The organism is Holophagales bacterium, from assembly GCA_016719485.1.
Taxonomy (GTDB): domain Bacteria; phylum Acidobacteriota; class Thermoanaerobaculia; order UBA5066; family UBA5066; genus UBA5066.
Genome location: JADJZB010000007.1, coordinates 59,037 through 74,785, shown reverse-complemented (window position 1 = coordinate 74,785; position 15,749 = coordinate 59,037). Strand labels below are relative to the sequence as shown.

At 69.5% G+C, this 15,749-nt stretch carries 13 protein-coding genes; 8 read left to right on the top strand and 5 right to left on the bottom strand.

Going from position 1 to position 15,749, the window contains the following annotated elements:
- Positions 1 to 61: 61 nt before the first annotated feature.
- Genes IPN03_06205 through acs form a run of 4 tightly spaced genes read right to left on the bottom strand, consistent with a single transcriptional unit; the run spans position 62 to position 6,435 of the window.
- Entirely contained in the window at positions 62 to 2,512 is a 2,451-nt protein-coding gene (locus IPN03_06205; GenBank protein MBK9373319.1) for a GNAT family N-acetyltransferase, read from the bottom strand.
- Positions 2,513 to 2,560: 48 nt separating this feature from the next.
- Positions 2,561 to 3,694, bottom strand: coding sequence for an acetoin utilization protein AcuC (locus IPN03_06200; protein ID MBK9373318.1), 1,134 nt, complete (start codon positions 3,692 to 3,694; stop codon positions 2,561 to 2,563).
- Positions 3,682 to 4,311: a CBS domain-containing protein gene (locus tag IPN03_06195; GenBank protein ID MBK9373317.1), complete on the bottom strand. Its 630-nt coding sequence runs from the start codon at positions 4,309 to 4,311 to the stop codon at positions 3,682 to 3,684. The genes IPN03_06200 and IPN03_06195 overlap by 13 nt, the downstream gene beginning before the upstream one ends.
- A 12-nt stretch (positions 4,312 to 4,323) precedes the next feature.
- A complete protein-coding gene (gene acs, locus IPN03_06190; protein ID MBK9373316.1) occupies positions 4,324 to 6,435 on the bottom strand; it encodes an acetate--CoA ligase in 2,112 nt (703 codons plus the stop codon).
- A gap of 129 nt (positions 6,436 to 6,564) precedes the next feature.
- Here acs and IPN03_06185 point away from each other — a divergent pair, with 129 nt between their 5' ends.
- The gene (locus tag IPN03_06185; GenBank protein ID MBK9373315.1) at positions 6,565 to 8,400 is read left to right on the top strand and encodes a cyclic nucleotide-binding/CBS domain-containing protein; all 1,836 of its coding nucleotides are present in this window, start codon (positions 6,565 to 6,567) and stop codon (positions 8,398 to 8,400) included.
- 14 nt (positions 8,401 to 8,414) lie between these two features.
- Positions 8,415 to 9,011, top strand: coding sequence for a 3'-5' exonuclease (locus tag IPN03_06180; GenBank protein ID MBK9373314.1), 597 nt, complete (start codon positions 8,415 to 8,417; stop codon positions 9,009 to 9,011).
- 177 nt (positions 9,012 to 9,188) lie between these two features.
- Here IPN03_06180 and IPN03_06175 read toward each other — a convergent pair whose 3' ends face one another.
- On the bottom strand, positions 9,189 to 9,608 hold the full coding sequence (locus IPN03_06175) for a hypothetical protein (GenBank protein ID MBK9373313.1): 420 nt from the start codon (positions 9,606 to 9,608) through the stop codon (positions 9,189 to 9,191).
- A gap of 34 nt (positions 9,609 to 9,642) precedes the next feature.
- Here IPN03_06175 and IPN03_06170 point away from each other — a divergent pair, with 34 nt between their 5' ends.
- The 6 genes from IPN03_06170 to IPN03_06145 all read left to right on the top strand — a co-directional run bounded on the left by IPN03_06170 (position 9,643) and on the right by IPN03_06145 (position 15,724).
- Positions 9,643 to 10,296 carry a hypothetical protein gene (locus IPN03_06170; protein MBK9373312.1) on the top strand — a complete coding sequence of 218 codons (654 nt, stop codon included), beginning with the start codon at positions 9,643 to 9,645 and terminating at the stop codon, positions 10,294 to 10,296.
- Between the two features lie 25 nt (positions 10,297 to 10,321).
- Complete coding sequence (locus IPN03_06165) at positions 10,322 to 10,579, top strand: DUF4212 domain-containing protein (GenBank protein MBK9373311.1); 258 nt, start codon at positions 10,322 to 10,324, stop codon at positions 10,577 to 10,579.
- Positions 10,580 to 10,589: 10 nt separating this feature from the next.
- On the top strand, positions 10,590 to 12,503 hold the full coding sequence (locus tag IPN03_06160) for a cation acetate symporter (GenBank protein ID MBK9373310.1): 1,914 nt from the start codon (positions 10,590 to 10,592) through the stop codon (positions 12,501 to 12,503).
- Between the two features lie 95 nt (positions 12,504 to 12,598).
- The gene (locus tag IPN03_06155; protein MBK9373309.1) at positions 12,599 to 12,865 is read left to right on the top strand and encodes a hypothetical protein; all 267 of its coding nucleotides are present in this window, start codon (positions 12,599 to 12,601) and stop codon (positions 12,863 to 12,865) included.
- Entirely contained in the window at positions 12,862 to 14,331 is a 1,470-nt protein-coding gene (locus IPN03_06150) for a HAMP domain-containing protein (protein ID MBK9373308.1), read from the top strand. Before IPN03_06155 ends, IPN03_06150 begins: the two co-directional genes overlap by 4 nt.
- Before the next feature lie 10 nt (positions 14,332 to 14,341).
- Positions 14,342 to 15,724, top strand: coding sequence for a sigma-54-dependent Fis family transcriptional regulator (locus tag IPN03_06145; protein ID MBK9373307.1), 1,383 nt, complete (start codon positions 14,342 to 14,344; stop codon positions 15,722 to 15,724).
- Positions 15,725 to 15,749: the final 25 nt, after the last annotated feature.

Genomic DNA, 15,749 nt, shown 5'->3' with positions numbered 1-15,749 from the left:
GTCCTCGTTTCCGGGTTCGACCATCGCACCAGGCCTCGGACCCCCGCGCCGGCGCACGTCGCTATTTCACCGGGTTCTCGCGGCGCGACAGGGCGATCCTCACCGCCGCCTCCAGGACGACGCCGCAGCTCCCCGGGGCGTGCTCCACCCTGTGGATCCGGGCCTGCATGGCCCAGATCCACGGGAGCTCCTCGATGAGCTGGGACATCCGGCCGAGGAGCTCGTCGACCCCGCACTCGAGCGGAAGGCCGGCCGTCTCGACAATCTCCTTCACGTCGTGGTCGGTCAGCGGCGTGATCCTGACGACCGGCGGCAGCCCCGGCCGCGAGAGGCGAATGAGGGGGCCGAAGCTCGGGTCGGAAACGACCTCCACGAGGGCGTGGTCTGCCGCGGCCGAAGTGCCGGTCTCCTTCACGGCCCCCGTCGAGATGCCGAAGCGCGCCAGGAGGGACTCCGCCTTCTCCCCTTCCAGCCAGACGACGTCTTCGGCCCCGTCCGCCAGGAGGGCCGTCACTTCCTGTCGGGCGGCGCCGGCATCGACGTCGTCGTACCAGACGAAGTGTCCGCCCGGACGTTGCCGGTGGGCGGCGTACTGGACGGCGCGCGAGAGGGCGAGGGCGGCGGACTCGGGGAAGCGGTAGGACGGGAAGGCGTGGCGCGACGCGGTTCCGACGGGGTCCGCCGCCCCTTCACCGTGGAGGCGAACGATCCCCGCCTGGCCCATGAGACAGAGGAGAACGGGCTTGGCGACGCCGGTCTTCCGCTCGGCGCGCAGGACCCCGCGCCGGATGCCGCGCCCGACGACCTTCGGGTCGCAGCCGCCGATGCACGCGAAGATGACGACGAGAGCGTCGACACCGTCGTGCTCCACCGCCTCCTGGACCGCCTTCTCGTATTCCTCGACCGTGGCGAGGGCGCCGAGGTCGACGGCGCCCGTCCCCTCGACCGAGAGGCCGTTGGCGTCGCAGGCGTCGGCGCAGATGGTCAGGACGCCCCCCGAGTTGCTGATGATGGCGACCCGGTTGCCGCGCGGGAGCGGCTGGCTGGAAAGGAGGAGCGAGACGTCGAACATCTCCTCGAGCGTCTCGGCCCGGATGACCCCCGCCTGCCGGAAGAGGACGTCGACGTTCGTGTCGCTCATCGCGGCCGCCCCGATGTGGGCGCGCGCGGCGGCGCGGCCGGCCCGGCTCCGGGCGCTCTTCACGCAGAGGATCGGCTTCTTGTACGACAGGCGCCGCGCGACGCGGGCGAAGCGGCGCGGGTTTCCGAACGTCTCGAGGTAGAGGAGGGCGACGTCGGTCGAGGCGTCCTCCTCCCAGTACTGGAGGAGGTCGTTGCCCGAGACGTCGGCGCGGTTCCCCGCCGAGACGAACGTCGAAAAGCCGAGGCCGCGTTCGGCGGCGTAGTTGAGGATGACGAGGCCGAGCGCGGCCGAGTGCGAGAAGAAGCCGATCCTCCCCTCGGGGACGAGCTCCGGCGCCAGGCTCGCGTTCAGGCGGATCTCGGGGTGGGTGTTCATCACGCCGAGGCAGTTCGGGCCGACGAGCCGGGCGCCGTGGGAACGCACGAGGGTGACCAGCTCGCGCTGGCACGCCGCCCCCTCGGGTCCCGTCTCGCCGAAGCCCGAGGTGAGGACGAGAAGCGCCTTCGTCCCGGCGCGAAGGGCCTCCTCCGCCACCTCCAGGACCTTCGCCACCGGGACGGCGACGACCGCGAGATCCGCGCGCTCGGGGAGCTCCTTCACGGACGGGTAGGCGCGAACGCTCTGAACGGAGGCCGTCTGGTTGTTCACGGGGTAGACCGTCCCGGTGAAGCCCCCGCGGAGGATGGCGCGGAAGATCATGCTCCCGACGGCCGTCGGGTCCCGCGACGCCCCCACCACCGCCACCGAACGCGGCTTCAGGAGGGGAACGAGCGAGTTCGCCGCGGCGATCCGGTCGCGCAGCTCGACACGTTCCCTTAGCGACGCGACGCCCGAGACGGGGAACTGCACGTGGATGCAGCCGCCCCCTCCCTCGGCCTGGCAGACCTCGAACCCCGAGCCCGTGAAGACGTCGATCATCGCCTGGTTCTCGTAGAGGACCTCGGCTTCGAACCCGATGAAGCCGTATCCCGCCGCGATCCCGGCGAGCCGCTCGAGGAGCAGGGTGCTGATCCCCCGGCCCTGGAACTCGTCGTGGACGAGGAAGGCCACCTCGGCCTTGCCGCCGACACCGAGCGAGGTGTAGCTGCCGATGGCCATGACGCGCGCGTCGGGCTCCTGCCCCACGATGACGAGGACGCTCAGGCGATCGTGCGGCTCCCCCGAGCACATGAACTCGACCGTGCTGCGGGCGACGTAGGCGACGGCGCCCATGAAGCGCATCTGGAGGGACGCGCGGGAGACGCCCTGCATCAGCGCTTCGACGGCGGGGACGTCCGCTGGCGTGGCGACGCGCAGGAGGACGCTCTCGCCGTCGCGCAGCAGCGCGTATTCGCTGAAGCTCTTTCCGTCGGGAATGATTCGGAACATCCAGCGGGAAATTATAGGTGCCGGCTGGGGAACGGACTCCGGCCTCTCTCAGAGCCAGTAGGGACGCGCGGCCTCGAGGAGCCGATGCGCCACCTGGAGGTTCCGGTGCCGGATCTGGGCGCGGTTCGGGATGTCGACGCGGAGCGGTGAGGGGTCGTGGAATTCCGGCGGGGGCTCGGGGCCCAGGACGTGGCTCCACCGCCTCACCCACTCCGGCGGCAGCTCCTTCGGGACCGGCAGGCCGTTCACGACGAGGTAGAGGAGCGCCCAGACCCGCGGCGTGGCGCGCAGCGAGTAGCCCCCGCCGAGCGTGAAGAGGACGCGCCCCGCAGTGAACGTCTCCGCCCACCCGAGGATGCGGTCGAAGATCCTCTCGTAGTCGCGCGTTCCGAGCATCAGGTCGGCGAGCTGGTCGTCGTAGTGGGCGTCGGCCCCCGCCTGGACGACGAGGACGGCCGGTCCGAAGTGCCGGAGCGCGGCGGGGACGACCGCCTCGAGGATCTCGAGGTAGCTCTCCCCCTCGGTGTGCGGCTCGAGGGGGACGTTCAGCTTCAGCCCGCGACCGACTCCCGAGCCCAGCTCGTGGACGTCGCCCGTGCCGGGGTAGAGGTACTTCCCCGACTCGTGGAGGCTGATCGTCATCACCCGCTTGTCCTCGTAGAGGATCTGCTGGACGCCGTCCCCGTGGTGGACGTCGATGTCGAGGTAGGCGACCCACAGGCCGCGCCGGGTCAACGAGCGGATCGCGACGGCAAGGTCGTTGTAGACGCAGAATCCCGACGCGAAGTTTCGCCGCGCGTGGTGGAGCCCGCCCCCCAGCTGGAGGACCCGCTTCGCGGTTCCCTCCAGGATCTGGCGCGCGCCGAGAAGCGTCCCTCCCACGTGCCAGCGGGCCGCTTCGTCCATCCCCGGGAAGGCGGGGGTGTCGGGAGTGTCGAGGCCGTAACTCTGGGCGTTGGGAACCTTCCGGCCCGCGCTCAGCGATTCCACGTGGTCGACGTAGTAGTCGTCGTGGACGGAGAGGAGGTCCTCGCGGCGGGCGGGCTCGGGGGCGATCGCGTCGACACGGTGCCCGAGCGCCTCCAGGAGCTCCAGCGCCATTCGTACCCTGAGGGGGCTGAAGGGGTGGTTCTCTCCGAAGGAGTAGTTCGCGTACTCGGCACGGTAGATCAGCGAGGACATGGCTTGTCGGGTGGCCAGACGACCTCGAACCCCGCCTTGCGCAGGTCCTGGGCTACCAGGCGCGTTTCGATCGAGCCGATGCGCAGAACGGTCCGGACGCGCTCCGTCCCTTCGGGGTACGTGAGGATGGAGTGGATGTTGAGCTCCCGCTCCCCCATGAATGCGGTGAGCCGCGCAAGCTCGCCCGGCCGGTCCGGGAGATAGACCTCCAGGCGGCCGGAGGGCTTGTCGACGCCGGTCATTCTTATGAGGGCGTCGAGGAGGTCGATCCCGGTGATGATCCCGATGACGCGCCCGTCGTCGACGACGGGGAGGCACCCGATCTTCCGCTCGCGCATGACGCGGGCGGCGTCCTCCACGGCGTCGTCCGCGTTCGCCGTCAGCGGCTCCGTGCACATGATCGCGGAGACGGCGCTGTCCGCGGGGAACGGGACGGGAGCGAGCGCCGAGGTCGCGAGCCTGAGGTCGCGGTCGGTGACCACGCCGGCGAGGCGCTCCCCGTCGAGGACCGCCAGGTGCCGGAACCCCTTCTCCCTCATCGTCCGGTAGGCGTCCTGCAGCGTCGTGGCGGGCGACACGCCCACCACGGGAGACCTCATGATGTCTCGAACGAGCATGACCCGGCCTCGCTACTCTTCCTTGCCGAAGAGCTTCAGGTCTTCCGGGCCCTCCTTGATCGCCACCTTCTCCTTGCCCTGGACCGTCTGGCGGATCTGCTCGACGACGTCCGGGTTGGCGAGCGTCGTGATGTCTCCGGTGTCGAGGGTGTTCGAGATGGCGGCCAGGACGCGCCGCATGATCTTGCCCGACCTCGTCTTCGGCATGTCGGAGACGATGTGCACCGCCTTGGGCCGCGCGATCTTTCCGATCATCGTCTCGATCGTCGCGACGATCTTGTCGGTGATCTCCTTCGTCGCCGCGTAGCCCGGCTTGAGCGAGACGTAGATCTCGGGGACGCGCCCCTTGACCTCGTCGACGACCGGGACGACCGCGGCCTCGGCGACCTCGACGACCGTGAGGCAGGCCGACTCGAGCTCCTTCGTCCCGAGCCGGTGCCCGGCCACGTTGATGACGTCGTCGACGCGGCCGAGGATCCGGAAGTAGCCGTCGGCGGCGTGCAGCGCTCCGTCCCCCGCGAAGTACGGCCAGTCCTGCCACCTCTTGCTCGTCTTGTCCTTGCAGTACTTCGCGTAGTACTGCCGCGCGAACCGGTCGTGGTCGCCCCAGATCGTCTGCATGATCCCGGGCCAGGGGTTCTTGATACAGATGTTGCCGGCCCGGCCGGTGCCGGGGCTCATCTCCCTGGCGTTCTCGTCCAGGATGACCGGGTAGATGCCCGGCATCCCGGGCCCGGCGCTGCCCGGCTTCATCAGGTCGAGCGCGGGCTTGGTCGAGCAGAGGAAGCCCCCGGTCTCCGTCTGCCACCAGGTGTCGACGATGACCGCCTTCCCCTTGCCGACGACCTCGTAGTACCAGCGCCAGACCTCGGGCTCGATCGGCTCGCCGACCGTCGTCATGTGCTTGAACCTGTAGTTGTACTTCTTCGGCTCGTCGGCGCCGGCCTTGCGGAGCATGCGGATCGCCGTCGGCGAGGTGTGGAAGATGTTCACGTCGAGCCGCTCGGCGATCCGCCAGGGCCGGCCGGCGTCGGGGAAGTTCGGAGTGCCCTCGAAGATGACCGCGGTCGCGCCGACGGCGAGAGGCCCGTAGACGATGTACGAGTGCCCGGTGATCCAGCCGATGTCGGCCATGCACCAGTAGACGTCTTCCGGGTGGATGTCCTGGATGTACTTGGAGGTGCCCGCCACGTAGGCGAGGTAGCCCCCCGTCCGGTGCTGGCAGCCCTTCGGCTTGCCCGTGGTGCCGCTCGTGTACATGAGGAAGAGCGGGTGCTCCGCGTCCAGCGGGACCGGCTCGACGCGGGCGCGGTGGTAGTCCTTCAGGACCTCGTCGACGAAGAAGTCGCGCCCCGCGACCATCGGCGTGGCCGACGTGTACTTCTCGGGATAGCGCTTCCAGACCAGGACCTTGTCGATCTTCTGGCCTTCCTTCTCCGCGGTCGCCACGGCGATCTCGGCGCTCGCCTTGTGGTCGATCATCTTGCCGCTGCGGTAGTAGCCGTCCATGTAGATGAGGACGCGGCTCCCGGAGTCGGCGGCGCGCAGGCCGCACGCCTCGCCGCTGAAGCCGCCGAAGACGACCGAGTGAATGATGCCGAGCCGGGCGCAGGCGAGCATGGTGATCGGGAGCTCGGCGACCATCGGCATGTGGATCGTGACGCGGTCCCCGGCCTTCAGGCCCGCGAAGTCGCGCAGGAGCGCCGCGAACTCGTTGACGCGCGCGTAGAGCTCCTGGTAGGTGATGGCGGTCGGGTCCTCGTCCTCCGGCTCCGGGACGAAGATGAGCGCCGCCTTGTTCTTGTACTTCGCCAGGTGCCGGTCGACGCAGTTGTACGAGGCGTTGATCTGGCCGCCGACGAACCACTTCCAGAACGGCGGGTCCTGGGTATCGAGAACGGTGTGCCAGCGCTCGTACCAGGTGAGGAGCTCGGCGTACTCCTCGTAGCACTTCGGGAAGTTCTTCTCGGCGAACCTTTCGTTGACCTCCGGGTCGGCCATGTTCGCCTGCGTGACGAACGTGACGGGGGGCCTGTACGTGTCCTCCTCTTTCCAGTGGGACGCGATCTGGGCCTCGCTCGTCTCGGTGACAGCCGGTGCCTTCTTCTCCTCGCCGTCGTTCATGGGCCGATCCTCCTCGCTTGTCCTTGGAGCCCGCAATTTTGTCCGAACCCGCCGGTCGCCGTCTACCGCGCTAACGCGTTTCGGCCCGCGCGCCCCTTCCGCCGGCATCCGCCCGCGTAGACTGTTCGCGTGCCGAACGACCTCGCCACACCGCCGGTCGAGCCTCACCTCGACCCCCGCTCGTTCCTCCGCGCGACCCCCCCGTTCGACGTCCTCACCGCCGAGGCGTTCGAGCAGGCGGCGGGGGCCCTGGAGATCGCCTACTTCCCCCAGGGAACGCGCATCCTCTCCGCCGACGGCGCGCCGAGCGACGCGCTCTACGTCGTAAGGAAAGGGCTCGTCCGCCTCGAGAGGAACGGCGAGACCTCCGCCGTCCTCGAGGAAGGCGATTTCTTCGGGTACTCGGTCATGACGGGCCAGGTGTCGGCCGACGTCGTGGTCGAGGAGGACCTCCTCGCCTACCGGATCCCCGAGGCCGTCTTCCGCCAGCTCCTCGCCTGGGCGCCCTTCGCCCGCTTCTTCACGCAGGGTCTTGCGGCACGGCTCAGGCACCAGCCGGCCTTCAGCGCGGAGCCGGCCCTCGGGGGAGACGTCCTCCTCCCCGTCGGGTCGCTCCTCGATCGCCCGCCCGTGACCGTGCCGGCCGGGGCCTCCGTCCTCGAGGCCGCCCGCCTCATGCGGGACGAACGCGTCAGCTCGGTCCTCCTGCTCACCGACCCGCCCGCGATCGTCACCGATCGCGACCTGCGCAACCGGGTCCTGGCGGCGGGGCTCGGCCCCGAGACTCCTGCGATCGACGTGTCGAGCCGCCCGGTCCGGACGATCCCGCACGGGACGCCGGTCTACGGGGCGTGGCAGGCGATGCTCGAGCACGGCATCCACCACCTCGCCGTCGAGCGCGGGGGGAAAGTCGTCGGCGTCGTCACCTCGACCGACCTCCTGCGCCACCACTCGCACGGCCCGGTCCTCACCTTCAGGAAGGTCGAGCGGATGAGGGGCCGCGAGGCGCTGGCCAGCTACGGCACCGACCTCGCCCGGATGGTGGCGATGCTCGTGAGGAGCGGCCTCCCCGCCACGCACATCGCCCGGCTCGTCTCCCACCTGAACGACGCCCTCGTGCGCCGGCTCCTCGTCTGGGCGGAGCGCGACCTCGGCGAGCCCCCGAGTCCCTACGCGTTCCTCGTCTTCGGGTCGGAAGGCCGCTTCGAGCAGACCCTGCTGACCGACCAGGACAACGCCCTCGTCTACCGCGACGGCGACGAGGCGACCCGCTCGTACTTCCGCCGGCTCGCGCACAAGGTCGTCGCCGACCTCGTCGCCGCCGGCTTTCCCCCCTGCCCGGGCGGCTACATGGCGACGAACCACGCCGGCTCGCTCTCCGAATGGGTGGACCGCTTCGGCGGCTGGATCGACACGCCGAAGGCGGAGGCGATCCTCGCCGCGGGGATCTTCTTCGACCACCGGAGCGCCGGAGGCGGGCTCGACCTCGCGCCCCTGGCCGACGTGCTGGCGCGGGCGCAGCGCAACGCCCCGTTCCTCTCCCACCTCGCGAGGGGCGCCGTCGCGTTCCGCCCGCCGCTCGGCGCGTTTCGCCGGCTGGAGCTCGAGAACGGCGGCGTCGACCTGAAAAAGGGCGGGATCGCACCCATCCAGGGCCTCGCCCGGCTCTGGGCGCTCGACGCCGGCGTCCGCGCGACGCCGACCGTCGAACGGCTCCGGGCCGCAACCGCCGCGGGGCTCCTCGACCCGGAGTCCGGGGAGGCGCTCGAGGAGGCGTACGTCTTCCTCCTCGGTCTCCGCCTGCGCGAGCAGATCCGCGCGCTCTCCGAGGAACGCGCCCCCGGGAACCACGTGGCCGTGGACGCCCTTTCCCCCTCCGAGAGGCGTCACCTGAAGGAGGCCTTCCTCGCCGTCCGCAACGCCCAGAAGGACGCGATCGCGCGCTACCAGGTCACGACGGCGTGAGGCTGCGGGACCTCCTGCCCGCGCGCTCGCCGCGATACACCGACGTCGTCTTCTGGTCGCTCGACCTCGAAACGGAAGGCCTCGACTCCCGGCGCGACGCCATCCTCTCGGTCGGAATGGTCCCCGTGAGGAACGGCCTCGTGCGCCTGGGGGAGGCCTTCTCCTCCCTCGTTCATCCTCCCGAAGAACGCGCCCCGTCCGTGGGCGCTCTCGGCGCCCACCACCTTCGCCCCTTCGACACCCGCAACGCGCCGGCGCTCGGCGCCCTCCTCCCCGAGATCGAGCGGCGCCTCGCCGGGAACGTCCTGCTGGTGCACCACGCGCCGATCGACGTCCGGTTCCTCGAGGCCGCCTTCCGGTCCGCGGGCCGACCGTGGTCGCCTCCCCCCGTCGTCGACACCGTGCGCCTCCTCTATCGCTGGGCCGACGCGAAGCGATTCCTCGGGAATCCCCCGGGCGACCCCGAGCTGAACCTCTTCGCCGCCCGCGACCAGCTGGGCCTGCCGCCCTACCCCCCGCACGACGCGCTCGTCGACGCCACGGCGACCGCGGAGCTGTTCCTGGCCCTGCGTGCCCGGCTCGGCGCCGACCGCCTCCGCGAGCTCCTCTGATCCCCGGAAGCGCGTAAACGCGTTTACGCCGAAACGCACCCTCCGCAGCAAATCGTTGACATGCGGGCGGAGAGTCCTATGCTCTCGCGCTCAGATGCCCAAAACGTACGCCCTTGCGGCGCGCCCTGCGGCGCGCGACCGGAACCGTGCAGCGCTTTGCCGGCCCTGTGCCGGATCTCACAGTCCGTTCGCGAAAGGAGAGGACCGATCATGAAGAGAATCCTCCGGCCCGGGGCGATCGCCGCGCTGGCGCTCGTACTCCTCCTCCCTGCGGGGCGCGCACCCGCGCAGGCCGTCATCAAGGTGAACGACGACGTGAACTTCAAGTTCGGGTTCCTGCTCCAGGGCCAGGGCGACTGGACGCAGAACGCGAACGACACGACGTCGCAGAACCTCTTCCTGCGCCGGGTCCGCGTCCTGATGGGCGGGCAGATCGCGAAGAACGTGACCTTCTTCTTCGAGACCGACAGCCCGAACCTCGGCAAAGGTCGTCGGCGGCTCGAAGGTCACCTCGGGCCTCATCGTCCAGGACGCGTTCGTCTCCTGGAAGCTCTCCGAGGAGTTCATCTTCGACGGCGGGCTCATCCTGACCGGCATCGCCCACAACTCCCTCCAGAGCGCGGCCTCCCTGATGCCGGTCGACTACGGCCCGCACTCGTTCCTCTTCAGCGGCCCCGAGCAGAACGTCGTCGGCCGCGACACCGGCTTCCAGCTCCGCGGCTACCCCGCGAAAAAGAAGCTGGAGTACCGCGTCGGAATCTGGCAGGGGAACCGCGACGCGGCGAGCCGGCAGTCGCTGCGCACGACGGCGCGGCTCCAGTACAACTTCCTCGACGCCGACACCGGGTTCTTCTACACGGGGACGAGCCTGGGCAAGAAGAAGATCTTCGCCATCGGCGCCGGGTGCGACGCCCAGAAGGACTACAAGTCGTACGCGGCCGACGTCTACGTCGACCACCCCCTCGGGCCGGGCGCGATCAGCGGCCAGGTCGACTGGATCCGGTACGACGGCGGGACCTTCCTCGCGGCGCTTCCCGAGCAGGACGTCATCTATGCCGAGGCTGGCTATTACTTTCCCAAGGTGAAGGTCATGCCCTTCTTCACGGTCTCGAACAAGAACCTCGCCTCGACCGACACCGGCGACGAGACCCGCTGGTCCGTCGGGCTCGGCTACATGGCGTTCGGACACAACGTGAACCTCAAGGCGGCGTACGGAAAGATCGATCCCAAGGTCGGCAAGAGCGCGGATCAGTTCACCATCCAGCTGCAGGCCTTCTACTTCTGAAGAGGGGCGAGGAGCGAGCATGGCCATCCTGACCGAAGACCAGAAGCGCGAGTACTGGAGGTACAACCTCCGATTGACCGTCATCCTCCTGGCGATCTGGTTCGTCGTCGCGTACCTCCTCGCGGGGTACTTCGCGGCGACGCTGAACCACATCAGCTTCCTCGGCTTCCCGTTCGGCTACTACATGGCCGCGCAGGGGTCGATCATCATCTTCGTCATAGAGATCGCCCTCTACGCGAAGCTGATGAACAAGAAGGACCTCGAGTACGGGATCCAGGAGTAGGGGGACGAGCATGACACTGCGCAAGATCTTCACGCTCTACACCGCCTGTTTCCTCGGCGTGACAGTCCTTCTCGGGATCGCCGAGTCGGCCTTCGGGCTCTCCCAGCGGTGGATCGGCTGGCTCTTCATGGGCCTGTCGCTCGGCATCTACATCGTCATCGGCATCATCACGAGGACGTCGAACGCCGACCAGTACTACGTCGCGGGGCGGAACGTCCCGGCGATCTACAACGGGATGGCGACGGGCTCCGACTGGATGTCGGCGGCGTCCTTCATCTCGATGGCCGGGACGCTCTCCGTGCAGGGCTTCAGCGGCCTCGCCTACATCATGGGCTGGACGGGAGGCTACCTCCTCCTGGCCGTCCTGCTCGGGCCATACCTGAGGCAGTTCGGGGCGTACACCATTCCCGACTTCCTCGGCGCCCGCTACGAGGGGAACGCCGCCCGGATCATCGGCGTCGTCGCCGCCATCACCTGCTCCTTCACCTATCTCATCGCGCAGGTCACGGGCGTCGGCCTCATCGTCTCCCGGTTCATCGGCCTCGACTTCAAGATCGGCTGCTTCGTCGGCCTGATCGGCGTCCTCTTCTGCTCCGTCCTCGGCGGGATGAAGTCCGTCACGTGGACGCAGGTCGCCCAGTACATCATCCTGATCACCAGCTACCTCGTTCCGGTCGTCTACCTCTCCTTCAAGCTCTTCATGGTGCCCGTGCCGCAGGTGATGTACGGCAAGGTCATGCAGCAGAACAGCGCCCGCGCGATCGAGATCACCGCCGACCCGGCGGAGAAGGCGACGCGCGAGCTCTGGAAGAAGGACGCCGACGAGGTCGCCGCGAAGCTGAAGGCGGCCGACCTCTCCTACGCCGAGAAGGAGAAGCTGACGGGCGCCAAGAAGAAGTTCGACGGCCTCGCGACGGCCCCGGCCAAGGAAGGCGCGAAGGTCGCGAACTACCTCGAGGTCCCGAAGGGCGTCAAGATGTGGAACTTCCTCGCGCTGACCTTCTGCCTGATGGTCGGCACGGCGGGGCTCCCCCACATCCTGACGCGCTACTACACGACCCCGTCCGTGCGCGAGGCGCGGACGTCGGTCGGGTGGTCGCTCTTCTTCATCGCCCTCCTCTACATCACCGCCCCCGCCTATGCCGCGTTCGCGCGCAACGCGGTCTTCACCAACCTCGTCGGCTCGTCCGTCGACAAGCTCCCGGCCTGGGTCAACCTCTGGCAACCGGCCGGCCTCTTCTCGATCGTCGACAAGCTGAAGGACGGCGTCGTCCAGTTCGCCGACTTCGTCGTCACGTCGACGGACTTCGTCGTCCTCGCCACGCCCGAGATCGCCGGCCTTCCCTTCGTCATCACCGGCCTCGTCATGGCGGGCGGCCTCGCGGCGGCCCTCTCCACGGCCGACGGCCTCCTCCTGACGATCTCGAACGCCATCTCCCACGACCTCTACTACAACGTCATCAACCCGAAGGCCACGCTCACGAAGCGCCTCATCATCACGAAGATCCTCCTCGTGGTCACGGCCCTCATCGCGGCGTGGGTCGCGACGGTGCGGCTCGGGATCATCGTCGAGATGGTCGCGTGGGCCTTCAGCCTGGCGGCGGCGTCGTTCTTCCCCGTCCTCGTCCTCGGCATCTGGTGGAAGCGCGCGAACCGCCCCGGGGCCGTCGCCGGGATGCTCGTCGGATTCGGGCTCACGCTCTACTACCTCATCGGCAGCCGCTTCTTCGGCGTCTCGTGGTTCGGGACGAACACCGTCGCGTGCGGCGTCTTCGGGATGCCGGTCGGCTTCCTCACCACGATCGTCGTCTCGCTCATGACGGCCCCCCCTTCGCAGGCCGTCATGGACCTCGTCACCTCCGTCCGCTACCCGAAGACGGGCCAGGCGAACAAGGGCCGCGTCTCCTTCGGCGTCGAGGGCTGAAGGCCACCCACCCCGATTCCCCGAGAGGGGGGAGCCCGGCGGGCTCCCCCCTCTTCTTTTTCGCCAGGCCCCGGCACTGACGGAGAATCCACCCGATGGACACGACCTCGACGAAGCTCGTCCTGATGATCCGCTTCGTCGCCTTCCTCGCCTTCTTCTACCTCCTCCTCGACTTCCTCGTCTCGCGGCTGATCCGCAATCCCGCGAGCAAGGTCCGGGGCTTCTTCTCCCTCGTCGCCTCCCCCCTGACGCGCCCCGTCCGTTCCTTCCTCCCGCCCTCGGCGACCGACGACCAGGTCCGTTTCGCCGCAATCGGTCTCGTCGGCCTCGTTTGGGCCGCTGTCTTCTTCCTGTCCCGATGAGGGTCGGCGATCTCTTCCGCCGGCTCAGCCTGACCACGCGGCTCGGCCTCGCCTTCACGTTCATCCTCGCGGTGGCAGCCGTTGCACAGACCGTTCTCTACCTGAGGTTTCAGGACCAGATGCTCGGGGAGGCCGACGCCTCCTACAAGACGCTCGCCACGGCCATCCAGGCCGCCGCCACGCGGATCGGTCCCGGCGGCTCGAAGGACCCGAAGGCTCTCGAGGAGTTCCGCGAGAAGCTGAAGGAGAAGGGGGTCCGCGAGATCCGGATCAAGCAGGGGGGCCGGCTGCTCACCGGGGAGATGCCCGCGGAGGCTCCGCCGACGGGACGGAGGCGGCCGCGCAGCGCGCCGGTGCCGCAGGACATCGAGATCGAGGGGGTCGTCGGCGAGGGGCCGGGGTCCGGCGAGATCGTCGTCCCGCTCGTCATCGAGCGGCGATACCTCGGCCAGGTCACGATCAAGTACTCGCTCGAGAACATCCGGGCCGAGCTCGAGGGGAACTTCCGGAGCGGCCTCTACGCCCTCCTCGGCGTCTTCGCCGTCGGCCTCGCCGTCATCCTCGTCGTCACGCGGAACGCGACGCGGCCCGTGGAGGCGGTGGCCGAGGCGGCCCGCCAGGTGGCCGACGGGCACCTCGACGTCGTCGTACCGGTCGACCGGGCCGACGAGATCGGGCAGCTCGCCGTCGCCTTCAACCGGATGACCTCCGCGCTCCGCGAGCGGCAGGACCTCCTCGCCCGGCTCTCGGCCGCGGAAAAGAGGGCCGAGATCGGCCACCTCGCCGCGGGCCTCGCGCACGAGATCAAGAACCCGCTCAACGCCCTGTCCCTCGGCCTCGACGTCCTCAGGCGCCGCCACCGCCCCGCCGACGAGGCCGCGGCCGCCGACCAGTCCACGCGCATCGAGGCGCTGCGGGGAGAGATCAACCGGCTCGCGACCCTCATCAACAACTTCCTCGCCTTCGGGCGCCCGCTCTCGCTCACGATCGCCCCCGTCGATGCGCTGACCCTCGTCCGCGACACCCTCGCGGAGCTCTCGGAGACGGCGGAGCGGGCCCACGTCGCGATCGACGCCGACCTGCCGGCAGAGCTTCCCCGCGTCCCGGCCGACGGCTCGCTGCTGAAGTCCGCCGTCTGGAACCTGGTCCAGAACGGCATCCAGACGATGGAGCGGGACGGGGGCAGGCTCGCGGTGACGGCGCACGTCGCCCCCGGGACCCCGGAAGAAGCTCCGCGCCTCGTCTTCTCCTTCGAAGACGAGGGTCCGGGCATCGAGCCCGCCCACCTCGCGCGCCTGTTCGAGCCCTGGTTCTCCACGAAGGAGGGGGGCGTGGGGCTGGGCCTGGCGATGGTGAAGCGGATCGTCGAGGAGCACGGGGGCCGGGTGGAGGCCGGGAACCGGGACGGAGCCAGGGGCGCCGTCTTCCGCATCCGGCTCCCCCTCGCGATCGCGGCTTCGGAGTAACCTCGCCCAAGTGAACGACCGCGCGCCGCTCGCGACCCTTCTCGTCGTCGACGACGAGAAGCACCAGCGCGAATCCCTCCAGATGATCCTCGAGGACGAGGGGTACCGCGTGTCGGCCGCGGCCGACGGCCGGCAGGCCCTCGCCCTCGCGGCCGAGACGCACCCCGAGGTCGTCCTGACCGACCTGAAGATGCCGGGCCTCTCGGGAATGGACCTCGTCCGCGCCCTCTCCGAGCACCCGTCGCCGCCCCGCGTCATCCTCATCACCGCGCACGGCTCGGTCGAGCGGGCGCGCGAGGCGCACCGGCTCGGCGCGTTCGACTACATGAGCAAGCCCGTCGTCGCCGACGAGCTCCTCTTCCGCGTCGAACGCGCGCTCGAGAGCCACAGGCTCGCCGAGAAGGCGCTCCGCCTCGAACGGCGGCTCAGGGGGGACGGCCTCGAGGCGGCGGTCGGCGAGAGCGCCGCGATGCGCGAGGTCTTCCGCCTCGTCGAGAAGATCGCCCCCACGCAGTCGACCGTCCTCGTGAGGGGCGAGTCGGGCACCGGCAAGGAGCTCGTCGCCCGCGCGATCCACTCGCGCTCCGGCCGCTCGGCCCGGCCGTTCCACGCCATCAACTGCGCCGCCATCCCCGAGAACCTCCTCGAGAGCGAGCTCTTCGGGCACGAGCGGGGGAGCTTCACCGGCGCCGACGCCCGAAAGGCCGGGCTCTTCGAGGCCGCCTCGGGCTCGACCCTCTTCCTCGACGAGATCGGCGACCTCTCGCTCCCGCTGCAGGGAAAGATCCTCCGCGCGCTCCAGGAACGGGAGGTGCGGCGCGTGGGTGGCAACGAGACGATCGCCGTCGACGTCCGGGTCGTCGCCGCCACGAACCGCGACCTCGAGGCGATGATGAAGGCGGGACAGTTCCGCGAGGACCTCTTCTACCGCCTCAACGTCATCCCCATCGTCCTGCCGCCCCTGCGCGAGCGGTCCAGCGACATCCCGGCCCTCGTCCACCGCTTCCTGGAGAAGGCGAACGCCACGCACGGCACCGGCGTCGCGGAGATCGACCCGGGCGTCCTCGACCTCCTCGTCCGCCACCCCTGGCCGGGGAACATCCGGCAGCTGGAGAGCGTCGTCGAGCGGGCCGTCCTCCTCTGCGAAGGGTCGGTCGTGAAGCCCTCGGACCTCCCTCTCGAGATCCGCCTCCAGACCGCTCCCGCCGCACGCCCCTACGGCTTCGAGATCCCGCAGGAGGGAATCGACATCGAGGAGCTGGAGCGCCAGCTCATCGTCCAGGCGATGGAGCGCTCGGGCTGGGTCATCGCGCGGGCCGCGCGCCTCCTCGGCCTCACCTACCGCACGCTCCAGTACCGGCTCGAGAAGTTCGGGATCCGGAAGCCCGCCTGACGCCGGGGAAGCGGGCGTCTCGTCC

What these genes read in the sequence shown, in the direction of transcription:
- IPN03_06205 (MBK9373319.1), bottom strand. Translation starts at nt 2,512, where the DNA reads ATGTTCCGAATCATTCCCGACGGAAAGAGCTTCAGCGAATACGCGCTG.
- IPN03_06200 (MBK9373318.1), bottom strand. Translation starts at nt 3,694, where the DNA reads ATGTCCTCGCTGATCTACCGTGCCGAGTACGCGAACTACTCCTTCGGA.
- IPN03_06195 (MBK9373317.1), bottom strand. Translation starts at nt 4,311, where the DNA reads ATGCTCGTTCGAGACATCATGAGGTCTCCCGTGGTGGGCGTGTCGCCC.
- acs (MBK9373316.1), bottom strand. Translation starts at nt 6,435, where the DNA reads ATGAACGACGGCGAGGAGAAGAAGGCACCGGCTGTCACCGAGACGAGC.
- IPN03_06175 (MBK9373313.1), bottom strand. Translation starts at nt 9,608, where the DNA reads ATGCCGGTCAGGATGAGCCCGCCGTCGAAGATGAACTCCTCGGAGAGC.
- IPN03_06170 (MBK9373312.1), top strand. Translation starts at nt 9,643, where the DNA reads ATGCCGGTCGACTACGGCCCGCACTCGTTCCTCTTCAGCGGCCCCGAG.
- IPN03_06160 (MBK9373310.1), top strand. Translation starts at nt 10,590, where the DNA reads ATGACACTGCGCAAGATCTTCACGCTCTACACCGCCTGTTTCCTCGGC.
- IPN03_06155 (MBK9373309.1), top strand. Translation starts at nt 12,599, where the DNA reads ATGGACACGACCTCGACGAAGCTCGTCCTGATGATCCGCTTCGTCGCC.
- IPN03_06150 (MBK9373308.1), top strand. Translation starts at nt 12,862, where the DNA reads ATGAGGGTCGGCGATCTCTTCCGCCGGCTCAGCCTGACCACGCGGCTC.